Here is a 19,352-nt window from a genome sequence, read left to right as displayed (position 1 = left end):
CATCGGATCGCTGCTCGATGCTTTCAGTCCCGCAGAATGCCGCAAATATCTCATCAATTCCGGATACGGATCAATCTGATGTCATCCGACTCTAGTTCGCGGGGCAGCAACCGATCAATCTCGCGCATTCGTGGAAACGATCATCAGTGCTTCAGGAATGGCACGGGTTGGATGGGGACCTGCCGTTCCCGGCGTGGGCAGCGAATGGCAGCTCTGTCCCAGCCCCGGTCACAAGCGGACTGACCGCTCATGGGCGCGCCGCTTTCTCGATTAAACGGCGTGGATGGGCGCAAATCGGCCGCCCCCGCCCCCTCAATCCAGCACGTTGGGCAGATCCTCGAATCCCTTGCGCAGGGCCGCGCTCCAGCTTTGGGAGATCATCGCGAATTCCTCATTGTCCGCCTCTATGCGGGTGCGGACGCGGAAGTCGAAGGCGTCGGTGGGGATGACGGTCAGGTCCAGCGGCATGCCGACCGACAGGTTCGAGCGCAGGGTCGAATCCATCGACACCAGCACGGCCTTGGTCGCGTCCTCCAGGCTGGTTTCGCGCTGGATGATGCGGTCCAGGATCGGCTTGCCATATTTATGCTCGCCGATCTGGAAGAAGGGTGTGTCTTCGGTCGCTTCGATGAAATTGCCGGCCGAATAGATGAGGTAGAGGCGCGGCTTGCCGCCCTTGCGCTGGCCCGCGATCATGATCGACGCGCTGGAGCCGGAGCCGCCCATCTCGATGCTTTCGCGATATTTGCTCTGCATCGCGCGCATCGCGTCGCCCACAATCTGCGCCACGCGGTGCATCGTGTCGCAATTGAGGATGGTTTCGACATCGGGGTTGAGCTGCGATTCCTTGATCGCCTTGCTCAGCACCGCCTTCACCCCCTGGGTGATCGACAGATTGCCCGAACAGAGCAAGGTGATCGCCCGTTCACCGGGGACATGATAGGTGAAGCTCTTCCGGAAGCGCGCAATATTGTCCATGCCCGCATTGGTGCGGGTGTCGGACAGCATGACCAGTCCCTGGTCCACGCGCACGGCCACACAATAAGTCACGGCCCCCCGGCCTCCTGTATTTGTTGTCGCGATCGGCGAAGCACCGGATGTGCCATCCGGCTTGCGATCGCTTGCGTTAACCCGTCGAGTCGGGCGGCGGGGTGCTTTGTTGTTGCTGCTTCTGCAACTGCCGTTCCTCGACTCCATCTTCCGCCTGCGCGATACGGACGTCGGCGTCAATCCATATGTCGCCCGCGACCGTGACGGAGCCACGGATCGGCGCAGCATCATCGGCATCCAGACCGCTGGCCAGACGCAGATAGCGTTCGGTGACGCAGACCCGGTTGGATGGGTCGAAGCCGATCCAGCCGAGCGAGGGCAGCCAGGCTTCGGCCCAGCCATGGGTTTCGTGCAGCGCGTCACCATCGCCCGCGAGCAGATAGCCCGACACATAGCGCGCGGGCACGCCGATCGACCGGGCGGCGGCGATGAAGACCTGCGCATGGTCCTGACACACGCCTGCGCCCAGAGCAAAGGCATCGGCCGCGCTCGTTTCCGACGTGGTGACGCCAGCGCGATAGTGGACCGCATCGCTGACCGCCGCCGACAGGGCGTGGAGGGTGGCGAGCGGTCCGTCTCCTGCCGGCAGATCGCGCGCCATCGCCGCGATGCCGGGCGACGATCGGGTCAACCGGGTGTCGCGCAGGAAATAGCGGGGATCGACATGGCTGTGCAGATGACCGACCACGCCATGGCTTTCGCGCGTGTCGACCAGCCCTTCGGCGACGATGGTGGCGTTATCGAGGCGGTCGTGGCGAATCCAGATCGCTTCCTTTTCACCATAGCTGTTGGGGTGGAAGGCGGTCAGCGGCTCGTCATTGATGCGCACCTGCCATTCCAGCACCCGCTGTGCCGGCGTATCCACCGGCATCAGCTTCAGCCGCATCGCCACCCGCCCGGCCGTGGCGGCATAGCGGTAGATGGTCTGGTGACGGACGAGCAGTTTCATAGCGCCTCACCTTGTTCAAAACCCACCGTCATTGCGAGCGCAGCGAAGCAATCCAGGATAGCGCCACATGGATTGCTTCGCTGCGCTCGCAATGACGTGAGAGGGGAAGCCAAACGCGCCCTCCTCAGCCGAAATGATAGGTCTGGGCGATTTCGGCGCCCAGCCGGTTGGTCATCATCAGGCCGTTCTGCACCGTTTCGTGCAGGCCCCGGCGGAAGATTTCGCCGCTGTCCTGCTGTTCCAGGCCGGCGACCATTTCCTGCACCGTGTCGTTGCAGGGGCCCTTCGCATTGTGCCAGCCGGCCAGGCGGTTGAGGCGATAGGCCAGCTGGTCGTAGCAATAGGCGACGCTGCGCGGGAACAGCCGGTTGAGCATCAGGAAATCGGTGATCTGCCAGGGCGTATAGGTGCCGCCATAGACATGATGATAGGCGCGCGCGCCCGACAGGGCATAGAGGACCGAAGTCCATTGATAATGGTCGCGATTGCCGCCGATCACTTCGGTTTCGGGCAGCAGGACATAATATTTGACGTCGAGCAGGCGCAGCGTCATCTGCGCCCGTTCCAGCGCGGAGCCGGTGCGCAGGAAATCATGCCCCTCGTTGCGCAGCTGGCCCGAATGGGCGGCGCCTCGGAAGGTCATGACGCGGGTCTTGACCCAGTCGATCAGCGTCGGGAGCTGCTGGCGCGCTTCGCTGACATCATAGCTGTCGAGCTTGCGCCAGCCCTCGTTCAGCGATTCCCACATATCCTGCGTCAGCATGGTGCGCGCCGACTTGGCATTGGCGCGGGCTTTCAGCAGGCAGGAGCGGATCGAACTGGGATTGTCACCGTCCAGCATCAGATAGGCGATGGCGTCGCTTTCGGTGACGATCGTGCCTTCGGGAAATTGATGCCCCGCCCCGGTCGCGCGGACCACGGAACGCCATTCGTCGCGATGATGCGCGCCCGGCAGGATCGCCATCCGCTGCCCCATGGTCAGCAGGCGCGCGGTGGCTTCGGCCCGCTCCATATAGCGCGCCATCCAGTAGAGATTTTCGGCGGTCCGGCTCAGCATGACTTGGTCTCACATTCCGTTCGCCCTGAGCGAAGTCGAAGGGCGGGGCAGAGCGAAGCGAAGTCCCTTCGGCTTCGCTCAGTAATGGGCTTCGACAGGCTCAGCCCGAACGGTTGAGAGGTGGTCAAAAAATGCATCCCCATCAGTCCTGCAACACCCATGTATCCTTGACCCCGCCGCCCTGGCTGGAATTCACCACCAGCGACCCTTCGGTCAGCGCAACGCGGGTCAGGCCGCCGGGGACGAGGCGGATCTGCTTGCCGACGAGGCAATAGGGGCGGAAGTCGGCATGGCGGCCGACCACGGCCGCTGGCCCAAGCGTCGGCACGGTGGACAGGTCCAGCGTCGGCTGGGCGATGAATTCGCCGGGATTGGCCTTGATCCGCTCGGCATAGGCGGCGACTTCGTCCCTGGTCGACTTGGGACCGATCAGCATGCCGTAGCCACCCGAACCATGCACTTCCTTGGCGACCAGTTCGTGCAGGTTTTCCAGCACATATTTCAGTTCGTCGGGCTTGCCGCATTGCCAGGTCTGGATATTGTCCAGGATCGGCTTCTCGCCCAGATAGAAGCGGATCATCTCCGGCACATAGATATAGACCGCCTTGTCGTCCGCGATCCCCGCGCCCGGCGCGGAGGCGAGCGTGACGCCGCCATTGCGATAGACGTTGAAGATGCCCGGCACGCCCAGCAGGCTGTCAGGACGGAACACCAGCGGATCGATATATTCGTCGTCGATGCGGCGATAGATGACGTCGACCGCCTTTGGCCCCAGCGTGGTCTTCATCCACACCCGGTCATTGTCGACGAACAGATCCGCCGGCTCGACCAGTTCCACGCCCATCAGGTCGGCCAGGAAGCTGTGCTCATAATAGGCGCTGTTGAGCGAACCGGGGGTCAGGACGACGACGACCGGATCGCCCTTGCAGGCGGGCGGCGCGACTTCCTTGAGGCTCTTGAGCAATTCGGCGGGATAATCATCGACCGGCGCGACCACGCCCTGCGCGAACAGTTCGGGGAACATGCGCGTCATGATCTCGCGATTTTCGAGCATGTAGGAGACGCCCGAAGGGGTGCGGCAATTATCCTCCAGCACCTCGAAGCTGCCCGGCCCGGTGCGGACGATATCGATGCCGACGATATGGCTGTAGACCTTCCCCGGCGGGGTGAAGTCGGCCATTTCGGCGAGATAGGCGCTGTTCTTGTAGATGATGTCGGCGGGCATGATGCCGGCCTTCACGATCTCGCCGCGATGATAGACGTCATGCAGGAAGGCGTTGAGCGCCCGCGCCCGCTGACGAATGCCCTTGTCCAGGATGCGCCATTCATTCGCGGTGAAGATGCGCGGCAGCAGGTCGAACGGGATCAGCCGTTCGGGATCGCCGCCCTCGCCATAGACGGCGAAGGTGATGCCGATGCGACGAAAGATCGCCTCCGCCTCGTCCATGCGGCGATTGAGCCCGGCAATGCCGGTTCGCTCCACCCATTTCTGCACTTCGTCGTAACAGGGGCGTATCGAACCGTCGGGCTCAAACATTTCATGGAAGGGCAAGTGGACAATCCTCCCTCGGCCAGCAGGCCCGGTTGTGCATTGCAATATTAGTGCGCCGCGCCGCACCGATTGCAAGATAAAAATCGCAGGCGGCAAAAAGGTTCTCGGCCAGTTAGGGATGATGGCGGAAAGCGCGCACCGGATCGTTCGCGCGGGCGGCATCACGGCCTCGTCGCCATGATCCAAATTTTTACCCTTATCCCGGTTGACCGCCCCCCTGCCCATGCGTATAGGCCCGCCTCACCGCAGGGCACTGCCCCGGCGAGGCCCTTTGGGGCGGAGTAGCTCAGCTGGTTAGAGCAGCGGAATCATAATCCGCGTGTCGGGGGTTCAAGTCCCTCCTCCGCTACCATTTTATAGAAATCGCCAACTTATAGCCCATCCCCATCCTGCAATGCTGGCTATTTCGCGTGGAGCACCGCGTAGCGCATTTCCAGACCTTTACACGTGCGAAGATACTGAACCGGACGCCTGATTGGCCCGGCCAGACAGACTCTAACAATATTTGTGTGAATTCCTGCTGGCCAGTTTAACCTTTAGGGAACCACCACTGGTTACGCCCCAAATCATTACTGGGGCATAACGGCATGGAAATTTCTCACGCAAATCGGCAACTTGACTGGCCCAACGTGGCGAAGGCCGGGTGCATCATCCTGGTCGTGATCATGCACTGGCAACCGCATTTTGCCGAGATTCCGTGGATCCACACGGAGTCATACAAGGCGCTGTGGTACATGTTGAACGAGTTCATGCGCCCTGTTCGAATGCCCCTGTTCTTTCTGGTGTCCGGCCTGCTCGCATCAGATTCTATTCTACGCCCCAAGGCGGCGCCCCTCCGCAAGCGGCTATACAAGCCGCTATACCTGTATGTCGTTTGGGGTTTGATCACAGCGATCGCGACTCCAGTGGTTTCCGTGCAGGCGATCGAAAACATATTCGCGCGTGTTCTGGCTGAGGTCAGCATGCTGGTCGCGCTGTCCTGGTATCTGGCTGCGCTGGCGATCTATTATGTCCTCTCAAAGATGACCTTGAAGCTGCCGGTGATGGTTGTCCTTGCCGGCTGCGTGCTGCTTTCGATCGTCGGCACGATCTGTAAGGACGCCTTGCCGGGTCAGCAGCACAAGATCTTGCGATGTGCGATATTCTTCATGGCCGGCGTGCGCCTGAAAAGCCAAATACTTGCATTCGCACATAGTGCGACGGCGAAGCGAACGGCTCTTCTCGGGCTGGCATTTGCTGTCGGGGCAATCATGAGCGTAGCCAATGACACTTACTTCCTGCCGGTCGATATCATCGCCACGGCCTTTGGCATACAGTTCAGCCAGATGGTTGCAACCCGCATGCCGCGGCTGGTGCCGTCATCAACCTGGCTCGCGCACCGCACATTGCCGATTTATCTGATCCACTTTCTCATTCTCCCGGCTATTGCGGCCGCGATTGCGTTGTTTGCGCCCCAGGCGCTTCTCGGCAATTTCTGGTTCGGGATGATCGTGCCCGTCCTGCTGGTGCCGCCTATCATAGCAACCTCACTGGTTGCGCATCGCCTGCTCCTGGCAGGCAAATGCGACTGGCTGTTCGATCTTCCGGCGCTTAAACGGATTGCCCCTGATGAAATCGCAATGGATTTGTACAATGGAGATGCTGCCATAGCCGTACAGAATTAGAACTATTGTATATATCAATCCGACAATATCGTCCCTGTCGGAGGCCAGGTCATGATAATCTCTGGGCCATTCCGCAGCGGCAGATCAGCCTTGCGTCAAACGCGAAAGCGCGCCAATCAGCCTGCCAAACAGGGCATAAGAGGATGGTGCGCGAATGAGCTATTATGACGTTCTGATCGTGGGTGCGGGCCATGCGGGTGCGCAGGCGGCGATATCGCTGCGGCAACTGGGCTTTGAGGGCACGGTGGCGATGATCGGGGACGAGCACTATCCGCCCTATGAACGCCCGCCGCTGTCGAAGGAATATTTCGCGGGCGACAAGAGCTTCGACCGTATCCTGATCCGCCCGGCCGCCTTCTGGGACGAGCGCAAGGTCGACATGCTGCTGGGCAAGCGCGTGAAGAGCGTCGATCCGGTCGGCAAGTTCGTGACCGTGGGCGAGGAAGAGATTGGCTATGACAAGCTGATCTGGTGCACCGGCGGCAGCCCGCGCATGCTGACCTGCAATGGCGCGGACGCGATCAACGTGCATGCCGTGCGCCGCCGCGACGATGTCGACGCGATGATGGCGAAGATCGACAGCATCAATCATGTGACCATCATCGGCGGCGGCTATATCGGGCTGGAGGCGGCGGCCGTGCTGTCGAAATTCGGCAAGACGGTGGTGCTGCTGGAGGCGCTGGACCGGGTGCTGGCGCGCGTGGCGGGCGAGGATTTGTCGCGCTTCTATGAAGCGGAGCATCGCGCCCATGGCGTCGACCTGCGCACCGGGGCGCGGATGGATTGTATCGAGGTCAAGGACGGCAAGGCCACTGCCGTGCTGATGGCTGATGGCGAGCGGATCGAAACCGACATGGTGATCGTGGGCATCGGCATCATTCCCGAAACCGGCCCGCTGATCGCCGCAGGCGCGGCGGGCGGCAATGGCGTGGACGTGGACGCATATTGCCGCACCAGCCTGCCCGACGTCTATGCCGTGGGCGATTGCGCATCGCATGCCAACCGCTTTGCCGGCGGCGCGCAGATGCGGCTGGAATCGGTGCAGAATGCAAACGATCAGGCGAAGGTCGCCGTCGCCCATATATTGGGCAAGGAAGAGGCCTATGACGCGGTGCCCTGGTTCTGGTCGAACCAATATGATCTCAAGCTCCAGACGGTCGGCCTGTCGACCGGCTTCGACCAGGCGGTGCTGCGCGGCGACACCGCCAATCGCAGCTTTTCGGTCGTGTATCTGAAGGGTGGCAAGGTGATCGCGCTCGATTGCGTCAACATGGTCAAGGATTATGTGCAGGGCCGCGCGCATGTGCTGGCCGGCGCGGCGCTGGATGTGGCGCAACTGGCCGATGCGAGCGTGCCGCTGAAGGAAGTAGGGCTGGCCTGATCCCTTTGCTTTGGTGCTCCTGCGAAAGCAGGAGCCCAGGGCGGTAAGGCGCACCTAATTGCCTTAGGCTCCTGCTTTCGCAGGAGCACGTCATCCCCTGAACATCGCCTGCATCGCCGGTTCCCACGGCCCGCCGCGATAATGCCAGGCGGCAAGGCCCGCGATCGTCAGCGGGCGGGGGCGGAAATCGGCGCGGAGTTGCGCCGCCAGCACTTTCGCTTCCTGCGGCGACACCTTGTTCTGGACCGTGACATGCAGCCGGGGCCGGGCCTGATCCTGCGGGGTCAGCAGGCCCGTAAAGGCCTCCGCCAACTCCTCCCGCATCGCCATCAGGTCCGGACTGTCGACGCGGAAGGCGACGCCCCGTCCCAGCAGCATCACCTCCGTCAGGCGCGCGGCCGGTGGCGGTCCGGCGCACAGGCGCTTGAGGCGCGCCGCCACCTCCGCCAGCGCGGAGGGCGGCAAATGGTGGAACAGGGTCAGATGCGCCGGGATCAGATTGCGCTCGGGCGGGAAATGGGCGCGGCGCAGGCCATCGGCCCAGGCGAAATCCGCGCGGCCCAGCAGCGCCGTGACGATGATCGGGGCGCCCTCCCCGCCTGTCCCGCCATGGGGCGTCAGCATGTCATCCCCGGCTTCCCCCCTGCCGCGACAAAGCGTAGGATGCGATCATGACGGTCGCGCAACGGCGGGCCGCCTATTCGGGAGGGAGTCACCATGTCGGCACCACGATCCTTCATCCTCATCGCCATCGCGTTCCTGCTGTGGAACCTGATGGGCGTCGCATCCTTCGTCATGCAATATATGATGGACCTCAACGCACTGGAAAAGACGGATCCGGGCGGAGCGAAGATTTTCGCCGCGATGCCGGCCTGGCTGTGGCTGGACTATGCCGTCGCAGTGCTGGCCGGAACGGGCGGCGCGATCGCATTGCTGCTGCGTCGGCGGGTCGCCGTGCCACTGTTCCTGCTGTCGCTGATCGCCGTGGTGGTGCAGTTCGGCTATGTCTTCATCGCCACCGACATCATCGCGATCAAGGGCGTGGCGGTGGCCACGGCCTTCCCGATCCTGATCTTCGTGATCGCGATCCTGCAATGGCGCTATGCCACGGCCCAGCTGGCGAAGGGGGGCATTCGATAAATATCGTCATTGCGAGCGCAGCGAAGCAATCCATGACGCACCATTGGATTGCTTCGCTGCGCTCGCAATGACGAATTCTTCAAAGCTCCCCGCGCGACCGGCGGATTTCGAACCATTTGCGCACATTTTCATTATGCTGCTGGTAGGTGTCGGCGAAGATATGGCCGCCCTTGCCGTCGGCGACGAAATAGAGCGCCTTGGTCTGGGCCGGGTGCAGCACCGCGAGGATGGACAGGCGGCCCGGATTGGCGATCGGCCCCTTGGGCAGGCCGGTCATGGCATAGGTGTTGTAATCATTGACCGCCGCGATTTCCGATTTGCGGATGCGGCGGCCCAGCGGCTTGCCCTTGGTGATCGGGTAGATGATCGTCGGATCGGCCTGAAGCATCATGTTGGTGCGCAGACGGTTGGAGTAGACGCCCGCGACCATAGGCCGTTCCGCCGGGACGCCGGTTTCCTTTTCCACGATGCTGGCCAGGATGATGGCTTCGCGCGGGGACTTGGCGATGGTGCCGGGGTCGCGTTCCGCCCACAGCCTGGCCAGCGCCTTGTCCATCGCGTCCTGCATGCGCTTGAGCACCACGGCGCGCGCTTCCCCCTTGTCGAAGGCATAGCTATCGGGCAGCACGCTGCCTTCTTCGGGCACCTTGATGTCGCCGGTCAGCTGGTCGTTCGCCATCAACCGCTCATAGACGAGGATGGACGGCATGCCTTCGGGGATGGTGATGAGGCGCGTGAGCGTCTTGCCGCCCTGAAGGATGGACAGGATATCGCTGTTGCTGGCGCCGGCGGGGATGATGAATTCGCCCGCCTTGATCGACTTGCCGCCGCCGAACACCTTGGCGCGGGTCAGGAAAGCGTCGGCGGAGCGCACGGCCCCCGCCTGTTTCAGCAGCACCGCCGCGTCCGACAGGGTCGATCCCTCCGGCACGGTGATACTGACATCCCTGGTGGCCGGCCCCTGCTCGCTCCAGCCATGGACGAAGCGGAAGGCGATGAAGGCCGCGACGATGAGGCCGATCAGCATAATGATGCAGCCAAGGCGGCGCATGGGATTTCCCGATCGTCTTGCCATAGCCGTCAACCGATCTCGTCATTGCGAGCGGAGCGAAGCAATCCATGTGGGTGACGATGGATTGCTTCGCTCCGCTCGCAATGACGGTTCAATGTCAGATCGCCTTCATGATCAGCGAGGCGTTGGTGCCGCCGAAGCCGAACGAGTTGTTCAGCACCGCGCGCACCTTGCGTTCCTTGGCGACGTGCGGGACCAGGTCCACGCCCTTGCAGCTTTCGCTCGGTTCATCGAGGTTGAGCGTCGGCGGGACGATCTGGTCGCGCATGGCGAGGATGCAGAAGATGCTTTCCACCGCGCCCGCGCCGCCCAGCAGATGGCCAATGGCCGACTTGGTGGACGACATCGACATGGTGGACAGGTTGTCGCCGAACAGACGCTTTACCGCGCCCAGTTCCAGCTCGTCGCCCAGCGGGGTCGATGTGCCATGCGCGTTTACATAGTCGATGTCCTCAAGGGACAGGCCCGACTTTTTGAGCGCCATCTGCATCGAACGGAAACCGCCGCTGCCTTCCGGGTGGGGCGCGGTGACGTGATAGGCGTCGCCCGACAGGCCATAGCCGATCACTTCGGCGTAAATCTTGGCGCCGCGCTTCTTGGCATGCTCATATTCTTCCAGCACGACCACGCCCGCGCCTTCGCCCATGACGAAGCCGTCACGGTTGACGTCATAGGGACGGCTCGCCTTTTCCGGCGTGTCGTTGAAGCCGGTCGAGAGCGCGCGCGCCTGCGCGAAGCCGGCGATGCCGATCGGGCAGATCGCGCTTTCCGCGCCGCCCGCCAGCATGACGTCGGCATCGTCCATCGCGATCATGCGCGCAGCATCGCCGATCGAGTGGGCGCCGGTCGAACAGGCGGTGACGACGGCGTGGTTAGGCCCCATCAGGCCGTATTTGATCGACACCTGACCGGAGATCAGGTTGATCAGGCGGCCATGGACGAAGTGCGGCGACACGCGGCCCGGCCCCTTATTGGCCAGCACCAGCGATTCGCTTTCGATGCCCGGCAGGCCGCCAATGCCCGAACCGATCGAGCAGCCGGCGCGCAGCCGCTCTTCTTCCGACATATTGTCCAGACCCGCGTCGCGCAGCGCTTCGCTGGCGGCGGAGATGCCATAGACGATGAAGGGATCGACCTGGCGCTGGATCTTGTGATCGACGTCGAGCGAAGCGTCATAACCATATTCATGGTCCTTGGGCTTCACTTCGCAGGCGATGCGGCATTTATATTCGCTGGCGTCGAAGCGGGCGATCGTGGCCGCGCCCGATTTGGAGGCGATGATATTCTTCCAGCTGGTTTCGACATTCCCGCCCAGCGGGCTCACCATGCCAAGGCCGGTTACGACGACACGACGCATATGCTTGCTCCGAATTACCGATGGGCTTTGCGCCGCCCATGTAGCCATTGAAAGCGCGTTTTCAAACCACGCGCCAGATACGAAAAGGCTCCCCGCACTCCGGGATCACCGGACAGGAGGAGCCGTTTCTTATGCGTAAGCGCGGCCCTTCCCCGGTGGGATCAGGCCGGAAAGCGCCTTACTGCTTGCTATCGATATAATCGATGGCGTCCTTGACGGTGGCGATCTTCTCGGCCGCATCGTCGGGGATTTCGACGCCGAATTCTTCTTCGAACGCCATCACCAGTTCAACGATGTCCAGGCTGTCTGCGCCCAGATCGTCGATGAAGCTGGCGTCTTCGGTCACCTTCTCGGCTTCCACGCCCAGATGCTCGACGACGATTTTCTTTACGCGATCCGCGGTCTCACTCATGAGAGGTCCTTCTTGACTGGTATCGTTGGTGGTTGTGAATAACCGTTAAGGCATTGCCCTAGTGCCAAGCCCCGATAGAGGCAAGAGGGAAGGCCGCCAAGCCCCTTCATTCACCTGTGCAACGGTCCGGCAACAAAAACCGACCGGTCCACCGGCCATAACGGCTTATTTACCAATATTTCAGCGCTTTTGTGCGACAGACGCGGCATGGCCACCCTCCCCTTGCTCGACTCTCTGGTCACCCGTGCGCGGGTCCAACTGGCGGCTGTGCTGGTGCTGGCGACGACGATTATCGGGGTCTTCAGCCTGTTCTGGGGCGCGCATGGCACGGTGGATTCGCTCGGCCGGCCATTGGGCACCGACTTTTCCAACGTCTGGACGGCGGGATGGATGGCCGATCATGGCCGCGCGGCGGAGGCGTGGAGCTGGCCCGCGCAGCATGAAGTGCAAAAGCAGGTCCATCATGATCGCGACATTCCCTTCTTCCCCTGGCCCTACCCGCCACCCTTCCTGATCATCGCGACCTTGCTGGCGCAGCTTCCTTATGTCGCCGCGCTGCTGATTTGGCAGGGGCTGACGCTGGTTCTGGCCCTGAACCTTGTGCGACACATCCTGCCGGGCGACCACGTTGCGATGTTGGCCGCGCTGGGTGCGCCGGTGACGCTGGTATGCCTGGGCCATGGCCAGAATGGCTTTCTGACCGCCAGCCTGCTGGGCGCGGGCATGCTGCTGATCGACCAGCGACCATGGGTCGCGGGGATGTTGCTCGGCGCGCTGGTCTATAAGCCGCAATTTGCCGTGCTGATCCCGCTGCTGATTCTGGCGCGGGGCAATTGGCGCGCTTTCGTAGCGGCGGGCGCGACGGCGGGCGGGCTCTGCCTGCTGACGCTGGCGATCTGGGGCTGGCCGGTCTGGCAGGCCTTTCTTGATTCCCTGCCCGCGACGCAGCATGTCATCATTGAGGCAGGCGGACCCGGCTGGTTCAAGATTCAAAGCCCCTTTGCCGCCATCCGCCAATGGGGCGGGTCGATCCCCTTCGCCTATAGCGTACAGGGCATCGTCACCATCATCGCCATGATCGTGGCGGGGTGGGCGGCGCGGCGCGGATCGATGGAATTGCGGGGTGCGGCCGCGCTGGCCGCCGCCCTGCTCTGCACGCCCTATGTGCTGGATTATGATTATGTGCTGCTGGGCGTGGCCTGCGCCTTCTTCGTGGCCGATGCGCTGAAGCGCGGCTGGTTGCCCGGCGAGCGATGCTGGCTGGCCTATGCCTGGGTCGTTCCGGGAGTCGGCCGGGCCTTGTCGGAATGGAGCGCCATCCCGTTCGATCTGATCGCGACGCTGGGCTTCACGGTGCTGATCGTCCGGCGACTGGCAGCGGCGCGGCACAGCATGTCTGGCGAAGACCCGATTAACCATGTTTTAGCGCAGAGCCGATAGAGGCGTGGCCATGGAGCAGGCGCACCCGATCAGGAACCGGCACCCGGACGGGCAGGATGATGGCGGCTGGCTGCTGCTGGGCCTGACATTGTTGTTGATGCTGCCGCTAGAACTGTTCGATCCCTTTTCCTGGTCCATTCACAGCCTGATCAAGCCCTGCGGCTTCGCCTTGCTGCTGGGGGTGATCGGCCGCTTCTACACTCGCCATCGCCCCGACCCGAAGATCAGCGCGATGGTGACGGGATTGCAGGTAATGATGTTGTTCAGCGCAGCGGGCGCTTCGCTGTCCTATATGGTCGCAGCGCGAGGCGGTGCCATGTGGGACCGGCAGTTGACGCTGTGGGACCATGCCGTCGGACTGGACTGGCTGGGATGGATGCATTGGGTGAACGCGCATCCACTGTTCGCGCTGACGATCAACCTCGCCTATCGCACGCTGATCCCGCAGATGATCGCGCTGATCCTGATATTGGGGCTATGTGGTCGCCTCGCGGCGCTACGCATCGTGATGCAGGCGGCGATGATCGCGGGGCTGACGATCATCCTGCTGTCGGGGCTGCTGCCCTCCGCCGGAACCTATAGCTATTATGCGCTCAATGCGGCGGATTTCCCCAATCTGCATCCGGCCGCCGCCTTCCTGCATATGGCCGATATGACGGGGTTGCGCGATGGGACGCTGCGCCTGCTGACGCTGGACCGGATGGAAGGGATCATCACCTTCCCCAGCTATCATGGCGCGCTGGCGGTGATCTTCTGCTGGGGCTTTTCGCGGGCCAGCATCGCCCCGGTCCGCTATGCCGGCATGACGATCGCGCTGCTCACGCTGATCGCGACGCCGGTCGATGGGGGGCATTATTTCAGCGACGTGATCGCCGGCGCGCTGATCGCCGCGATCAGTCTGGCGGTGGCGCACCGGACCATCCACATGACGGTCCGGCTGCGCCCCGCGAGGGCGGCCAGCGCCGTACTGGCGCCAGCAACCTGATCGATCAGATCATCGCCATGCCGCCATTGACGTGCAGCGTCTGGCCGGTGACATAGCCCGCTTCCTTGCTCGCCAGATAGACGACGGCCGCGCCGATATCGTCGCCGCTGCCCAGATCGCCGGCGGGGATCTTGGTCAGGATCGCGCCCTTCTGCGTGTCGTTCAGCGCGTCGGTCATGGCCGAGCGGATGAAGCCGGGGGCCACGCAGTTGACGGTGATGCCGCGGCTGGCCAGTTCCTGCCCCAGCGACTTGGACATGCCGATGATGCCGGCCTTCGACGCGCAATAATTGGCCTGACCGGGATTGCCGGTGACGCCGACGACCGACGTGATCGAGATGATGCGGCCGAAGCGCGCCTTCATCATCGGCTTGGCGGCGGCGCGGACGAGGCGGAAGGCGGCCTCCAGATTGACCGAAATGACCTGCGACCATTCCTCATCCTTCATGCGCAGGATCAGATTGTCGCGGGTGATGCCGGCATTGTTGACGAGGATGTCGACCTTGCCACCCAGCGCTTCCACCGCCTGCGGCACCAGCGCGTCGACCGAGGCCGGGTCGGACAGGTTGCACACCAGCGTCTTGTGATCGCCAGCCAGTTCGGCGGCGAAGGCCTTGAGCTTGTCCTCATTGCTGCCCGACAGCGCGAGCGTCGCGCCCCGCGCTGCCAATGCCTTGGCGATCGAGGAACCGATGCCACCCGAAGCGCCAGTCACCAGCGCGGTCATGCCTGTAAGGTCGAACATAGTCATTACTCCATTATATTTTGTTCGCGCAGAGGCGCAGAGAGCGCAGAGTCGATGTGGTTATTGACGAGACGGCGGACGCCCTCCTTCATCGTTTCACCACCAAAATTCAGGATCAAACCCACCGGTTGCTGCATAAGCCGGAGATAGGTGAGAAGCTGTTTGGCGTGAACCTTATGCAGTTGGTCAAGAGATTTGATCTCTATCACCAGCCGGTCGTCCACCAATATGTCGATGCGAAACGCGCCTTCGACATGCACATCTTCAAATCGAATATCGACCTGCTTTTGCCGGTCGACCTTATAGCCCATGCGCAGCAGCTTGGCGGCCAATATGGCTTCATAGACGCTTTCGAGCAGTCCCGGACCCAAGTCCCGATGAATGCTCATCGCTACACCGATCACATCTCTCGTGATGTCGTCGATCGGCTTCACAACCCCTCCGCGTCCTCTGCGCCTCTGCGCGAAAAATCAAAACGCCGCCAGTGCCGCCTCGATATCGTCCATCGTCACGATGCTGCGCACGGTCGCGTCGGGGGCGATGCGCTTGACCATGGGGCCGAGCACCTTGCCGCCGACTTCCACGAATTCGGTGACGCCCGCGTCCCACATCGCGCTCACGGATTCGCGCCAGCGCACCCGGCCAGTCACCTGCTCGACCAGACGCGCCTTGATCTCTTCGGGATCGGCAATCGGTGCGGCAAGGACATTGGCATAGACCGGCAGCAGCGGCGCGGAGAGCGTGGCGGCGGCCAGCGCCGCCTCCATCGCCTCGGCGGCCGGCTGCATCAGCGGGCAGTGGAAGGGCGCCGACACCGGCAGCAGCACGCCGCGCTTGATGCCGTGATCCTTGACCAAAGCGACCGCCCGTTCGATCGCGCCGTGATGGCCGGAAATGACGACCTGCGAGGGATCATTGTCATTGGCGACGGTGCAGACTTCGCCCTCAGCCGCGGCGTCGGCCAGCGCCTGCGCCTTTTCGATGTCGGCGCCCAGCAGCGCGGCCATCGCGCCTTCGCCCACCGGCACGGCCGCCTGCATCGCCTGACCGCGCAGCTTGAGCAGGCGCGACGTGGTGGCGATGTCGAACGCCTCGACCGCGCAAAGCGCGCTATATTCGCCCAGCGAATGGCCCGCGACATAATCGCCCTTGTCGGCGAGGCTGAAGCCGCCTTCCGTCTGCATCACGCGCAGCGTGGCGATGGCATTGGCCATGATCGCGGGCTGGGCATTCTCGGTCAGGGTCAGATCGCTGTCCGGCCCCTCCACCATGATGCGGAACAAATGCTGCGACAGGGCGTCATCGACCTCCTGAAACAATTGCTTCGCCGCCGGGCTGGCGTCGGCCAGCGCCTTGCCCATGCCCACCGACTGGCTGCCCTGCCCCGGGAAAAGAAATGCCCGCATGATCTACTCCAAGCCAAGCGCCTGCCGAAAAGCGCTGAAATATAAAATCGTTACACTTTGAGACATAAATGTCGTTGAGCCGTACATACGCTTGCGGCAGGCAAGTGATGGATGACCCAACCCCTTTGCAGGGGATTAGCGTGGCGGCCCCTTTAACGATGACGGAGTGCAAGGAAAAGGTGCGATATCGCATATCCTGGATCAGCGGCACGGCGCTTATGCTGTCCGCCTGCGCCGCCGGCCCCGACTATCATGCGCCGCAGACGGGGGCGCTGGGCGTTCCCGGCGCCTATAGCCAGGGCGACGGCGCGGCGCTGGACGAGGCCGATCTGGCCCAATGGTGGACGCGCCTGAACGATCCCGTGCTGACCGGCCTGATCGATCAGGCGGTCACCAACAATCTGGATATCGTGCAGGCACAGGCCCGGCTGCGTCAGGCGCGCGAAAGCCTGCGTCAGGCCAATGCCAGCTTCCTGCCGCAGGTCAGCGCATCGGGCAGCGGCGGCAAAAATTATCGCAGTCAGGCGGGCGGCACCCGCGTCGACGATAGCGGCAATGTGATCAGCACTGGCGCCAGCAACTGGTCCAGCAGCTATTCGGCCAATGCATCGGCCAGCTGGCAGATCGACCTGTTCGGCGAACTGTCCCGATCGGCGGAAGCGGCGCGTGCCGATCTGGCGGCGTCGGGCTATGACCTGGCCAATGTCCGGATGACGATCCTGTCCGAACTGGTCACCAACTATGTCGGCGCCCGGCTGGCGCAGGAGCAGTTGAAGGTCGCGCGCGAAACGCAGGCGATCCAGCAGGATAATTACAAGATTGCCGACTGGCGGTTGCAAGCCGGCCTCGTCTCCTCGCTGGACGAGCAGCAGGCCAAGGCGCAACTGGCGCAGACCAACGCCACCATCCCGCAACTGGAAGCAAGCCTGAAGGGCAGCCTGAACCGCATCGCCGTGCTGACCGGGCAGGCGCCGGGCGAAGCGACCCGCGCGCTGGAAACGCCGGCCGCCATCCCCGTCGCATCGACGCAGATCGCGACCGGTATTCCCGCCGACACGCTGCGCCAGCGGCCTGATGTGCGCAGCGCGGAACGGGCACTGGCCGCCGCCACCGCGCGCATCGGCGTCGCGCAGGCGCAGCTTTACCCCTCGCTCAGCATCAGCGGCAATCTGGGCACGACCTCCAACGCCTTCAGCGACCTGTTCAGCCTGATCACCGGCGGCGTCTTCGGCAATGTGGCGCAGACCATCTTCGATGGCGGAAGGCTGCGTTCGCAGGTCCGCTCGCAAAAGGCCGCGACCGACGCCGCCTTCGCCGCCTATAAGCAGAGCGTGCTGGGCGCGCTGGAGGATGTCGAAAATGCGATGGCTTCGCTCAGCAGCGCGCGCCTGCGCAAGGTCGAGTTCGCCACCGCTTATGAAGCGTCGAACAATGCCGCGATCATGGCGCGCAGCCAGTATCAGGCGGGCCTGACCGATTTCCAGACGCTGTCGACCAGCGAAACCACCCTATTGAACGCGCGCAACAGCCTGGCTTCCGCGCAATCCGACGAGGTTCTGGCCATCGCCCAGCTATATAATGCGCTGGGCGGCGGCTGGCAGAGCATGGACAACCGCCCAAATGAGCAATGACGTGACCCCGGACAAGGATCTCAGCGACTTCCTAGGCGAAAAGCCGCAGAAACCGTGGCGCAAATGGGCGATGCGGGGTGGCGTGGGCGTCGTCCTGCTGATCCTCGTCCTGCTCGTCGCCCGCTGCTTCTCCGGCGAGGACAAGCCCAATTTCGCGACGCGCGAGGTGCGCAAGGGCGACCTGACCGTCAGCGTATCCGCCACCGGCAATCTGAAACCGATCAATCAGGTCGATGTCGGGTCCGAACAGTCGGGCAAGATCACCGCCGTCTATGTCGATGTGAACGACCGCGTGACCAAGGGGCAGAAGCTGGCCGAACTCGACACGCGCCGTCTGGTCGACACGGTGAACCAGAATCAGGCGCAGGTCGCCTCCAGCCAGGCCAGCGTCGCACAGGCGCAGGCGCAGGTCGCGCTGGCGAAAGCCACGCTCGACCGGCAGGAAACGGTGTTCAAGCTGTCGGGCGGCCGCGTGCCGGCCAACACCGAGATGGATTCGGCCCGCGCCGATTATCAGAGCGCGATCGCCAATCTGCGATCGGCGCAGGCGCAGGTCCGCGTGTCTCAGGCCGGATTGTCCACCGCCCAGACCAACCTGTCGATCGCGCAGATCGTCTCCCCCGTGAACGGCGTTGTCCTGTCCCGCGATATCGAGCCGGGCCAGACAGTCGCCGCGTCGCTGAACGCGCCGGTGCTGTTCACCCTGGCCGAAGACCTGACGCAGATGGAAGTCGAAGTGTCGGTGGACGAAGCGGACGTCGGCCAGGTGAAGGATGGCCAGACCGCCAGCTTCGCCGTCGATGCCTTCCCCGGCCGCACCTTCCCGGCGAAGGTCACGCGGGTCAATGTCGGGTCGAATGCGTCGAGCAGCAGCTCCTCCTCCTCGTCCAGCACCACGACGACCAGCACAACCGGCACGGTGGTCGCCTACACGGCGGTGCTGTCGGTCGACAATCGCGACGAAACCCTGCGCCCCGGCATGACCGCGACGGCGGACATCGTGACGCAGGAACTGCATGACGTGCTGCTGGTGCCCAACAGCGCGCTGCGCTTCAAGCCAAGCAGCGGCGCATCGGGCGGCGGCATCACCAGCGTCCTGCCCGGCCCCGGCCGGATGCGGCGCGGCGGCGCCAATCGCCAGGTCAAGTTCGGCGCGGGCAGCAGCCAGACGGTCTATATCGTAGGCGAGGACGGCAATCCCAAGGCGGTGCAGGTCACCGTCGGCGCCAGCGACGGATCGCGCACCGCCATCACCGGCGGCGATCTGAAGGCCGGGGCGCGGGTCATCACCGGCCAGCTTGCCGCCGGGCAGCAGGCCCCCGCCGAAGACCAGAAGGCCGACAGCGGCAGCGACACCAAGGCGCCGGATCGCCGCCAGAACAATCCGGCCGCCGATGGCACGCCCGCCAGCGTCGGCAAGCTCGGCAATTCCGGCGACTCGGCGCCAGACACCGCCCCGGTCGCGCCGACGGAAACACGCGGCACCGGCCGCCCGAGCGGAACCTGATCGC

At 63.4% G+C, this 19,352-nt stretch carries 18 protein-coding genes and 1 tRNA gene; 8 read left to right on the top strand and 11 right to left on the bottom strand.

Annotation, left to right across the window (positions count from 1 at the left end; translation table 11 throughout):
* Positions 1 to 312: 312 nt before the first annotated feature.
* The 4 genes from BMX92_RS21285 to BMX92_RS21270 all read right to left on the bottom strand — a co-directional run bounded on the left by BMX92_RS21285 (position 313) and on the right by BMX92_RS21270 (position 4,608).
* Entirely contained in the window at positions 313 to 1,050 is a 738-nt protein-coding gene (locus BMX92_RS21285; RefSeq protein ID WP_093020282.1) for a peptidase, read from the bottom strand.
* 76 nt (positions 1,051 to 1,126) lie between these two features.
* Positions 1,127 to 1,999, bottom strand: a complete 873-nt coding sequence (locus BMX92_RS21280; RefSeq protein ID WP_093020280.1) for a transglutaminase family protein — start codon at positions 1,997 to 1,999, stop codon at positions 1,127 to 1,129.
* Positions 2,000 to 2,123: 124 nt separating this feature from the next.
* Positions 2,124 to 3,056 carry an alpha-E domain-containing protein gene (locus tag BMX92_RS21275; RefSeq protein WP_093020278.1) on the bottom strand — a complete coding sequence of 311 codons (933 nt, stop codon included), beginning with the start codon at positions 3,054 to 3,056 and terminating at the stop codon, positions 2,124 to 2,126.
* Between the two features lie 142 nt (positions 3,057 to 3,198).
* Positions 3,199 to 4,608, bottom strand: coding sequence for a circularly permuted type 2 ATP-grasp protein (locus tag BMX92_RS21270; RefSeq protein WP_093020276.1), 1,410 nt, complete (start codon positions 4,606 to 4,608; stop codon positions 3,199 to 3,201).
* Between the two features lie 275 nt (positions 4,609 to 4,883).
* Here BMX92_RS21270 and BMX92_RS21265 point away from each other — a divergent pair.
* From BMX92_RS21265 to BMX92_RS21255, 3 genes are all read left to right on the top strand, one after another.
* A tRNA-Met gene (locus BMX92_RS21265) sits at positions 4,884 to 4,960 on the top strand.
* 235 nt (positions 4,961 to 5,195) lie between these two features.
* Positions 5,196 to 6,272: an acyltransferase family protein gene (locus BMX92_RS21260; protein WP_093020274.1), complete on the top strand. Its 1,077-nt coding sequence runs from the start codon at positions 5,196 to 5,198 to the stop codon at positions 6,270 to 6,272.
* Positions 6,273 to 6,426: 154 nt separating this feature from the next.
* Positions 6,427 to 7,653, top strand: a complete 1,227-nt coding sequence (locus BMX92_RS21255; RefSeq protein WP_093020272.1) for an NAD(P)/FAD-dependent oxidoreductase — start codon at positions 6,427 to 6,429, stop codon at positions 7,651 to 7,653.
* Between the two features lie 90 nt (positions 7,654 to 7,743).
* On the opposite strand, the gene BMX92_RS21250 is transcribed toward BMX92_RS21255, so the two are convergent.
* Entirely contained in the window at positions 7,744 to 8,277 is a 534-nt protein-coding gene (locus BMX92_RS21250) for a 2'-5' RNA ligase family protein (RefSeq protein WP_093020270.1), read from the bottom strand.
* A 93-nt stretch (positions 8,278 to 8,370) separates the two neighbouring features.
* Here BMX92_RS21250 and BMX92_RS21245 point away from each other — a divergent pair, with 93 nt between their 5' ends.
* Complete coding sequence (locus BMX92_RS21245; RefSeq protein ID WP_093020268.1) at positions 8,371 to 8,793, top strand: sugar transporter; 423 nt, start codon at positions 8,371 to 8,373, stop codon at positions 8,791 to 8,793.
* A 79-nt stretch (positions 8,794 to 8,872) separates the two neighbouring features.
* On the opposite strand, the gene mltG is transcribed toward BMX92_RS21245, so the two are convergent.
* The 3 genes from mltG to BMX92_RS21230 form a co-directional block, all read right to left on the bottom strand.
* Positions 8,873 to 9,844: an endolytic transglycosylase MltG gene (gene mltG / locus BMX92_RS21240; protein ID WP_093020266.1), complete on the bottom strand. Its 972-nt coding sequence runs from the start codon at positions 9,842 to 9,844 to the stop codon at positions 8,873 to 8,875.
* Between the two features lie 118 nt (positions 9,845 to 9,962).
* Positions 9,963 to 11,222, bottom strand: a complete 1,260-nt coding sequence (gene fabF / locus BMX92_RS21235) for a beta-ketoacyl-ACP synthase II (protein WP_093020264.1) — start codon at positions 11,220 to 11,222, stop codon at positions 9,963 to 9,965.
* A gap of 178 nt (positions 11,223 to 11,400) precedes the next feature.
* Positions 11,401 to 11,634, bottom strand: a complete 234-nt coding sequence (locus BMX92_RS21230; protein WP_007689016.1) for an acyl carrier protein — start codon at positions 11,632 to 11,634, stop codon at positions 11,401 to 11,403.
* A 207-nt stretch (positions 11,635 to 11,841) separates the two neighbouring features.
* On the opposite strand from BMX92_RS21230, the gene BMX92_RS21225 reads away from it, so the two are divergent.
* Positions 11,842 to 13,074 carry a glycosyltransferase family 87 protein gene (locus BMX92_RS21225; protein ID WP_093020262.1) on the top strand — a complete coding sequence of 411 codons (1,233 nt, stop codon included), beginning with the start codon at positions 11,842 to 11,844 and terminating at the stop codon, positions 13,072 to 13,074.
* A gap of 10 nt (positions 13,075 to 13,084) precedes the next feature.
* On the top strand, positions 13,085 to 14,059 hold the full coding sequence (locus BMX92_RS21220) for a phosphatase PAP2 family protein (RefSeq protein ID WP_093020260.1): 975 nt from the start codon (positions 13,085 to 13,087) through the stop codon (positions 14,057 to 14,059).
* Positions 14,060 to 14,063: 4 nt separating this feature from the next.
* On the opposite strand, the gene fabG is transcribed toward BMX92_RS21220, so the two are convergent.
* From fabG to fabD, 3 genes are read right to left on the bottom strand one after another with little or no spacing between them, the layout of a single operon-like run.
* The gene (gene fabG, locus BMX92_RS21215) at positions 14,064 to 14,804 is read right to left on the bottom strand and encodes a 3-oxoacyl-[acyl-carrier-protein] reductase (protein ID WP_093020258.1); all 741 of its coding nucleotides are present in this window, start codon (positions 14,802 to 14,804) and stop codon (positions 14,064 to 14,066) included.
* Positions 14,805 to 14,809: 5 nt separating this feature from the next.
* The gene (locus tag BMX92_RS21210) at positions 14,810 to 15,238 is read right to left on the bottom strand and encodes a GxxExxY protein (protein ID WP_093020256.1); all 429 of its coding nucleotides are present in this window, start codon (positions 15,236 to 15,238) and stop codon (positions 14,810 to 14,812) included.
* Positions 15,239 to 15,274: 36 nt separating this feature from the next.
* Positions 15,275 to 16,210: an ACP S-malonyltransferase gene (fabD, locus tag BMX92_RS21205; protein ID WP_093020254.1), complete on the bottom strand. Its 936-nt coding sequence runs from the start codon at positions 16,208 to 16,210 to the stop codon at positions 15,275 to 15,277.
* 158 nt (positions 16,211 to 16,368) lie between these two features.
* Between fabD and BMX92_RS21200 the strand changes: the two genes are divergently transcribed.
* Positions 16,369 to 17,841: an efflux transporter outer membrane subunit gene (locus BMX92_RS21200; protein ID WP_177185179.1), complete on the top strand. Its 1,473-nt coding sequence runs from the start codon at positions 16,369 to 16,371 to the stop codon at positions 17,839 to 17,841.
* Positions 17,831 to 19,348 (top strand): efflux RND transporter periplasmic adaptor subunit, encoded by a 1,518-nt coding sequence (locus BMX92_RS21195; RefSeq protein WP_093020252.1) that lies wholly within the window; start codon positions 17,831 to 17,833, stop codon positions 19,346 to 19,348. Before BMX92_RS21200 ends, BMX92_RS21195 begins: the two co-directional genes overlap by 11 nt.
* The last annotated feature ends 4 nt before the right edge of the window (positions 19,349 to 19,352 follow it).

This window comes from Sphingobium sp. YR768 (assembly GCF_900111125.1).
GTDB lineage: Bacteria > Pseudomonadota > Alphaproteobacteria > Sphingomonadales > Sphingomonadaceae > Sphingobium.
The sequence above is the reverse complement of the archived record's forward strand: the minus strand, read 5'-3'. Positions and strand labels throughout refer to the sequence as shown.

Bases quoted from the DNA above. Each gene is read 5' to 3' on its own strand.
- BMX92_RS21280 (WP_093020280.1), bottom strand. From the start codon at position 1,999: ATGAAACTGCTCGTCCGTCACCAGACCATCTACCGCTATGCCGCCACG.
- BMX92_RS21275 (WP_093020278.1), bottom strand. From the start codon at position 3,056: ATGCTGAGCCGGACCGCCGAAAATCTCTACTGGATGGCGCGCTATATG.
- BMX92_RS21260 (WP_093020274.1), top strand. From the start codon at position 5,196: ATGGAAATTTCTCACGCAAATCGGCAACTTGACTGGCCCAACGTGGCG.
- BMX92_RS21255 (WP_093020272.1), top strand. From the start codon at position 6,427: ATGAGCTATTATGACGTTCTGATCGTGGGTGCGGGCCATGCGGGTGCG.
- BMX92_RS21250 (WP_093020270.1), bottom strand. From the start codon at position 8,277: ATGCTGACGCCCCATGGCGGGACAGGCGGGGAGGGCGCCCCGATCATC.
- BMX92_RS21245 (WP_093020268.1), top strand. From the start codon at position 8,371: ATGTCGGCACCACGATCCTTCATCCTCATCGCCATCGCGTTCCTGCTG.
- mltG (WP_093020266.1), bottom strand. From the start codon at position 9,844: ATGCGCCGCCTTGGCTGCATCATTATGCTGATCGGCCTCATCGTCGCG.
- fabF (WP_093020264.1), bottom strand. From the start codon at position 11,222: ATGCGTCGTGTCGTCGTAACCGGCCTTGGCATGGTGAGCCCGCTGGGC.
- BMX92_RS21230 (WP_007689016.1), bottom strand. From the start codon at position 11,634: ATGAGTGAGACCGCGGATCGCGTAAAGAAAATCGTCGTCGAGCATCTG.
- BMX92_RS21225 (WP_093020262.1), top strand. From the start codon at position 11,842: ATGGCCACCCTCCCCTTGCTCGACTCTCTGGTCACCCGTGCGCGGGTC.
- BMX92_RS21220 (WP_093020260.1), top strand. From the start codon at position 13,085: ATGGAGCAGGCGCACCCGATCAGGAACCGGCACCCGGACGGGCAGGAT.
- fabG (WP_093020258.1), bottom strand. From the start codon at position 14,804: ATGTTCGACCTTACAGGCATGACCGCGCTGGTGACTGGCGCTTCGGGT.
- fabD (WP_093020254.1), bottom strand. From the start codon at position 16,210: ATGCGGGCATTTCTTTTCCCGGGGCAGGGCAGCCAGTCGGTGGGCATG.
- BMX92_RS21200 (WP_177185179.1), top strand. From the start codon at position 16,369: ATGACGGAGTGCAAGGAAAAGGTGCGATATCGCATATCCTGGATCAGC.
- BMX92_RS21195 (WP_093020252.1), top strand. From the start codon at position 17,831: ATGAGCAATGACGTGACCCCGGACAAGGATCTCAGCGACTTCCTAGGC.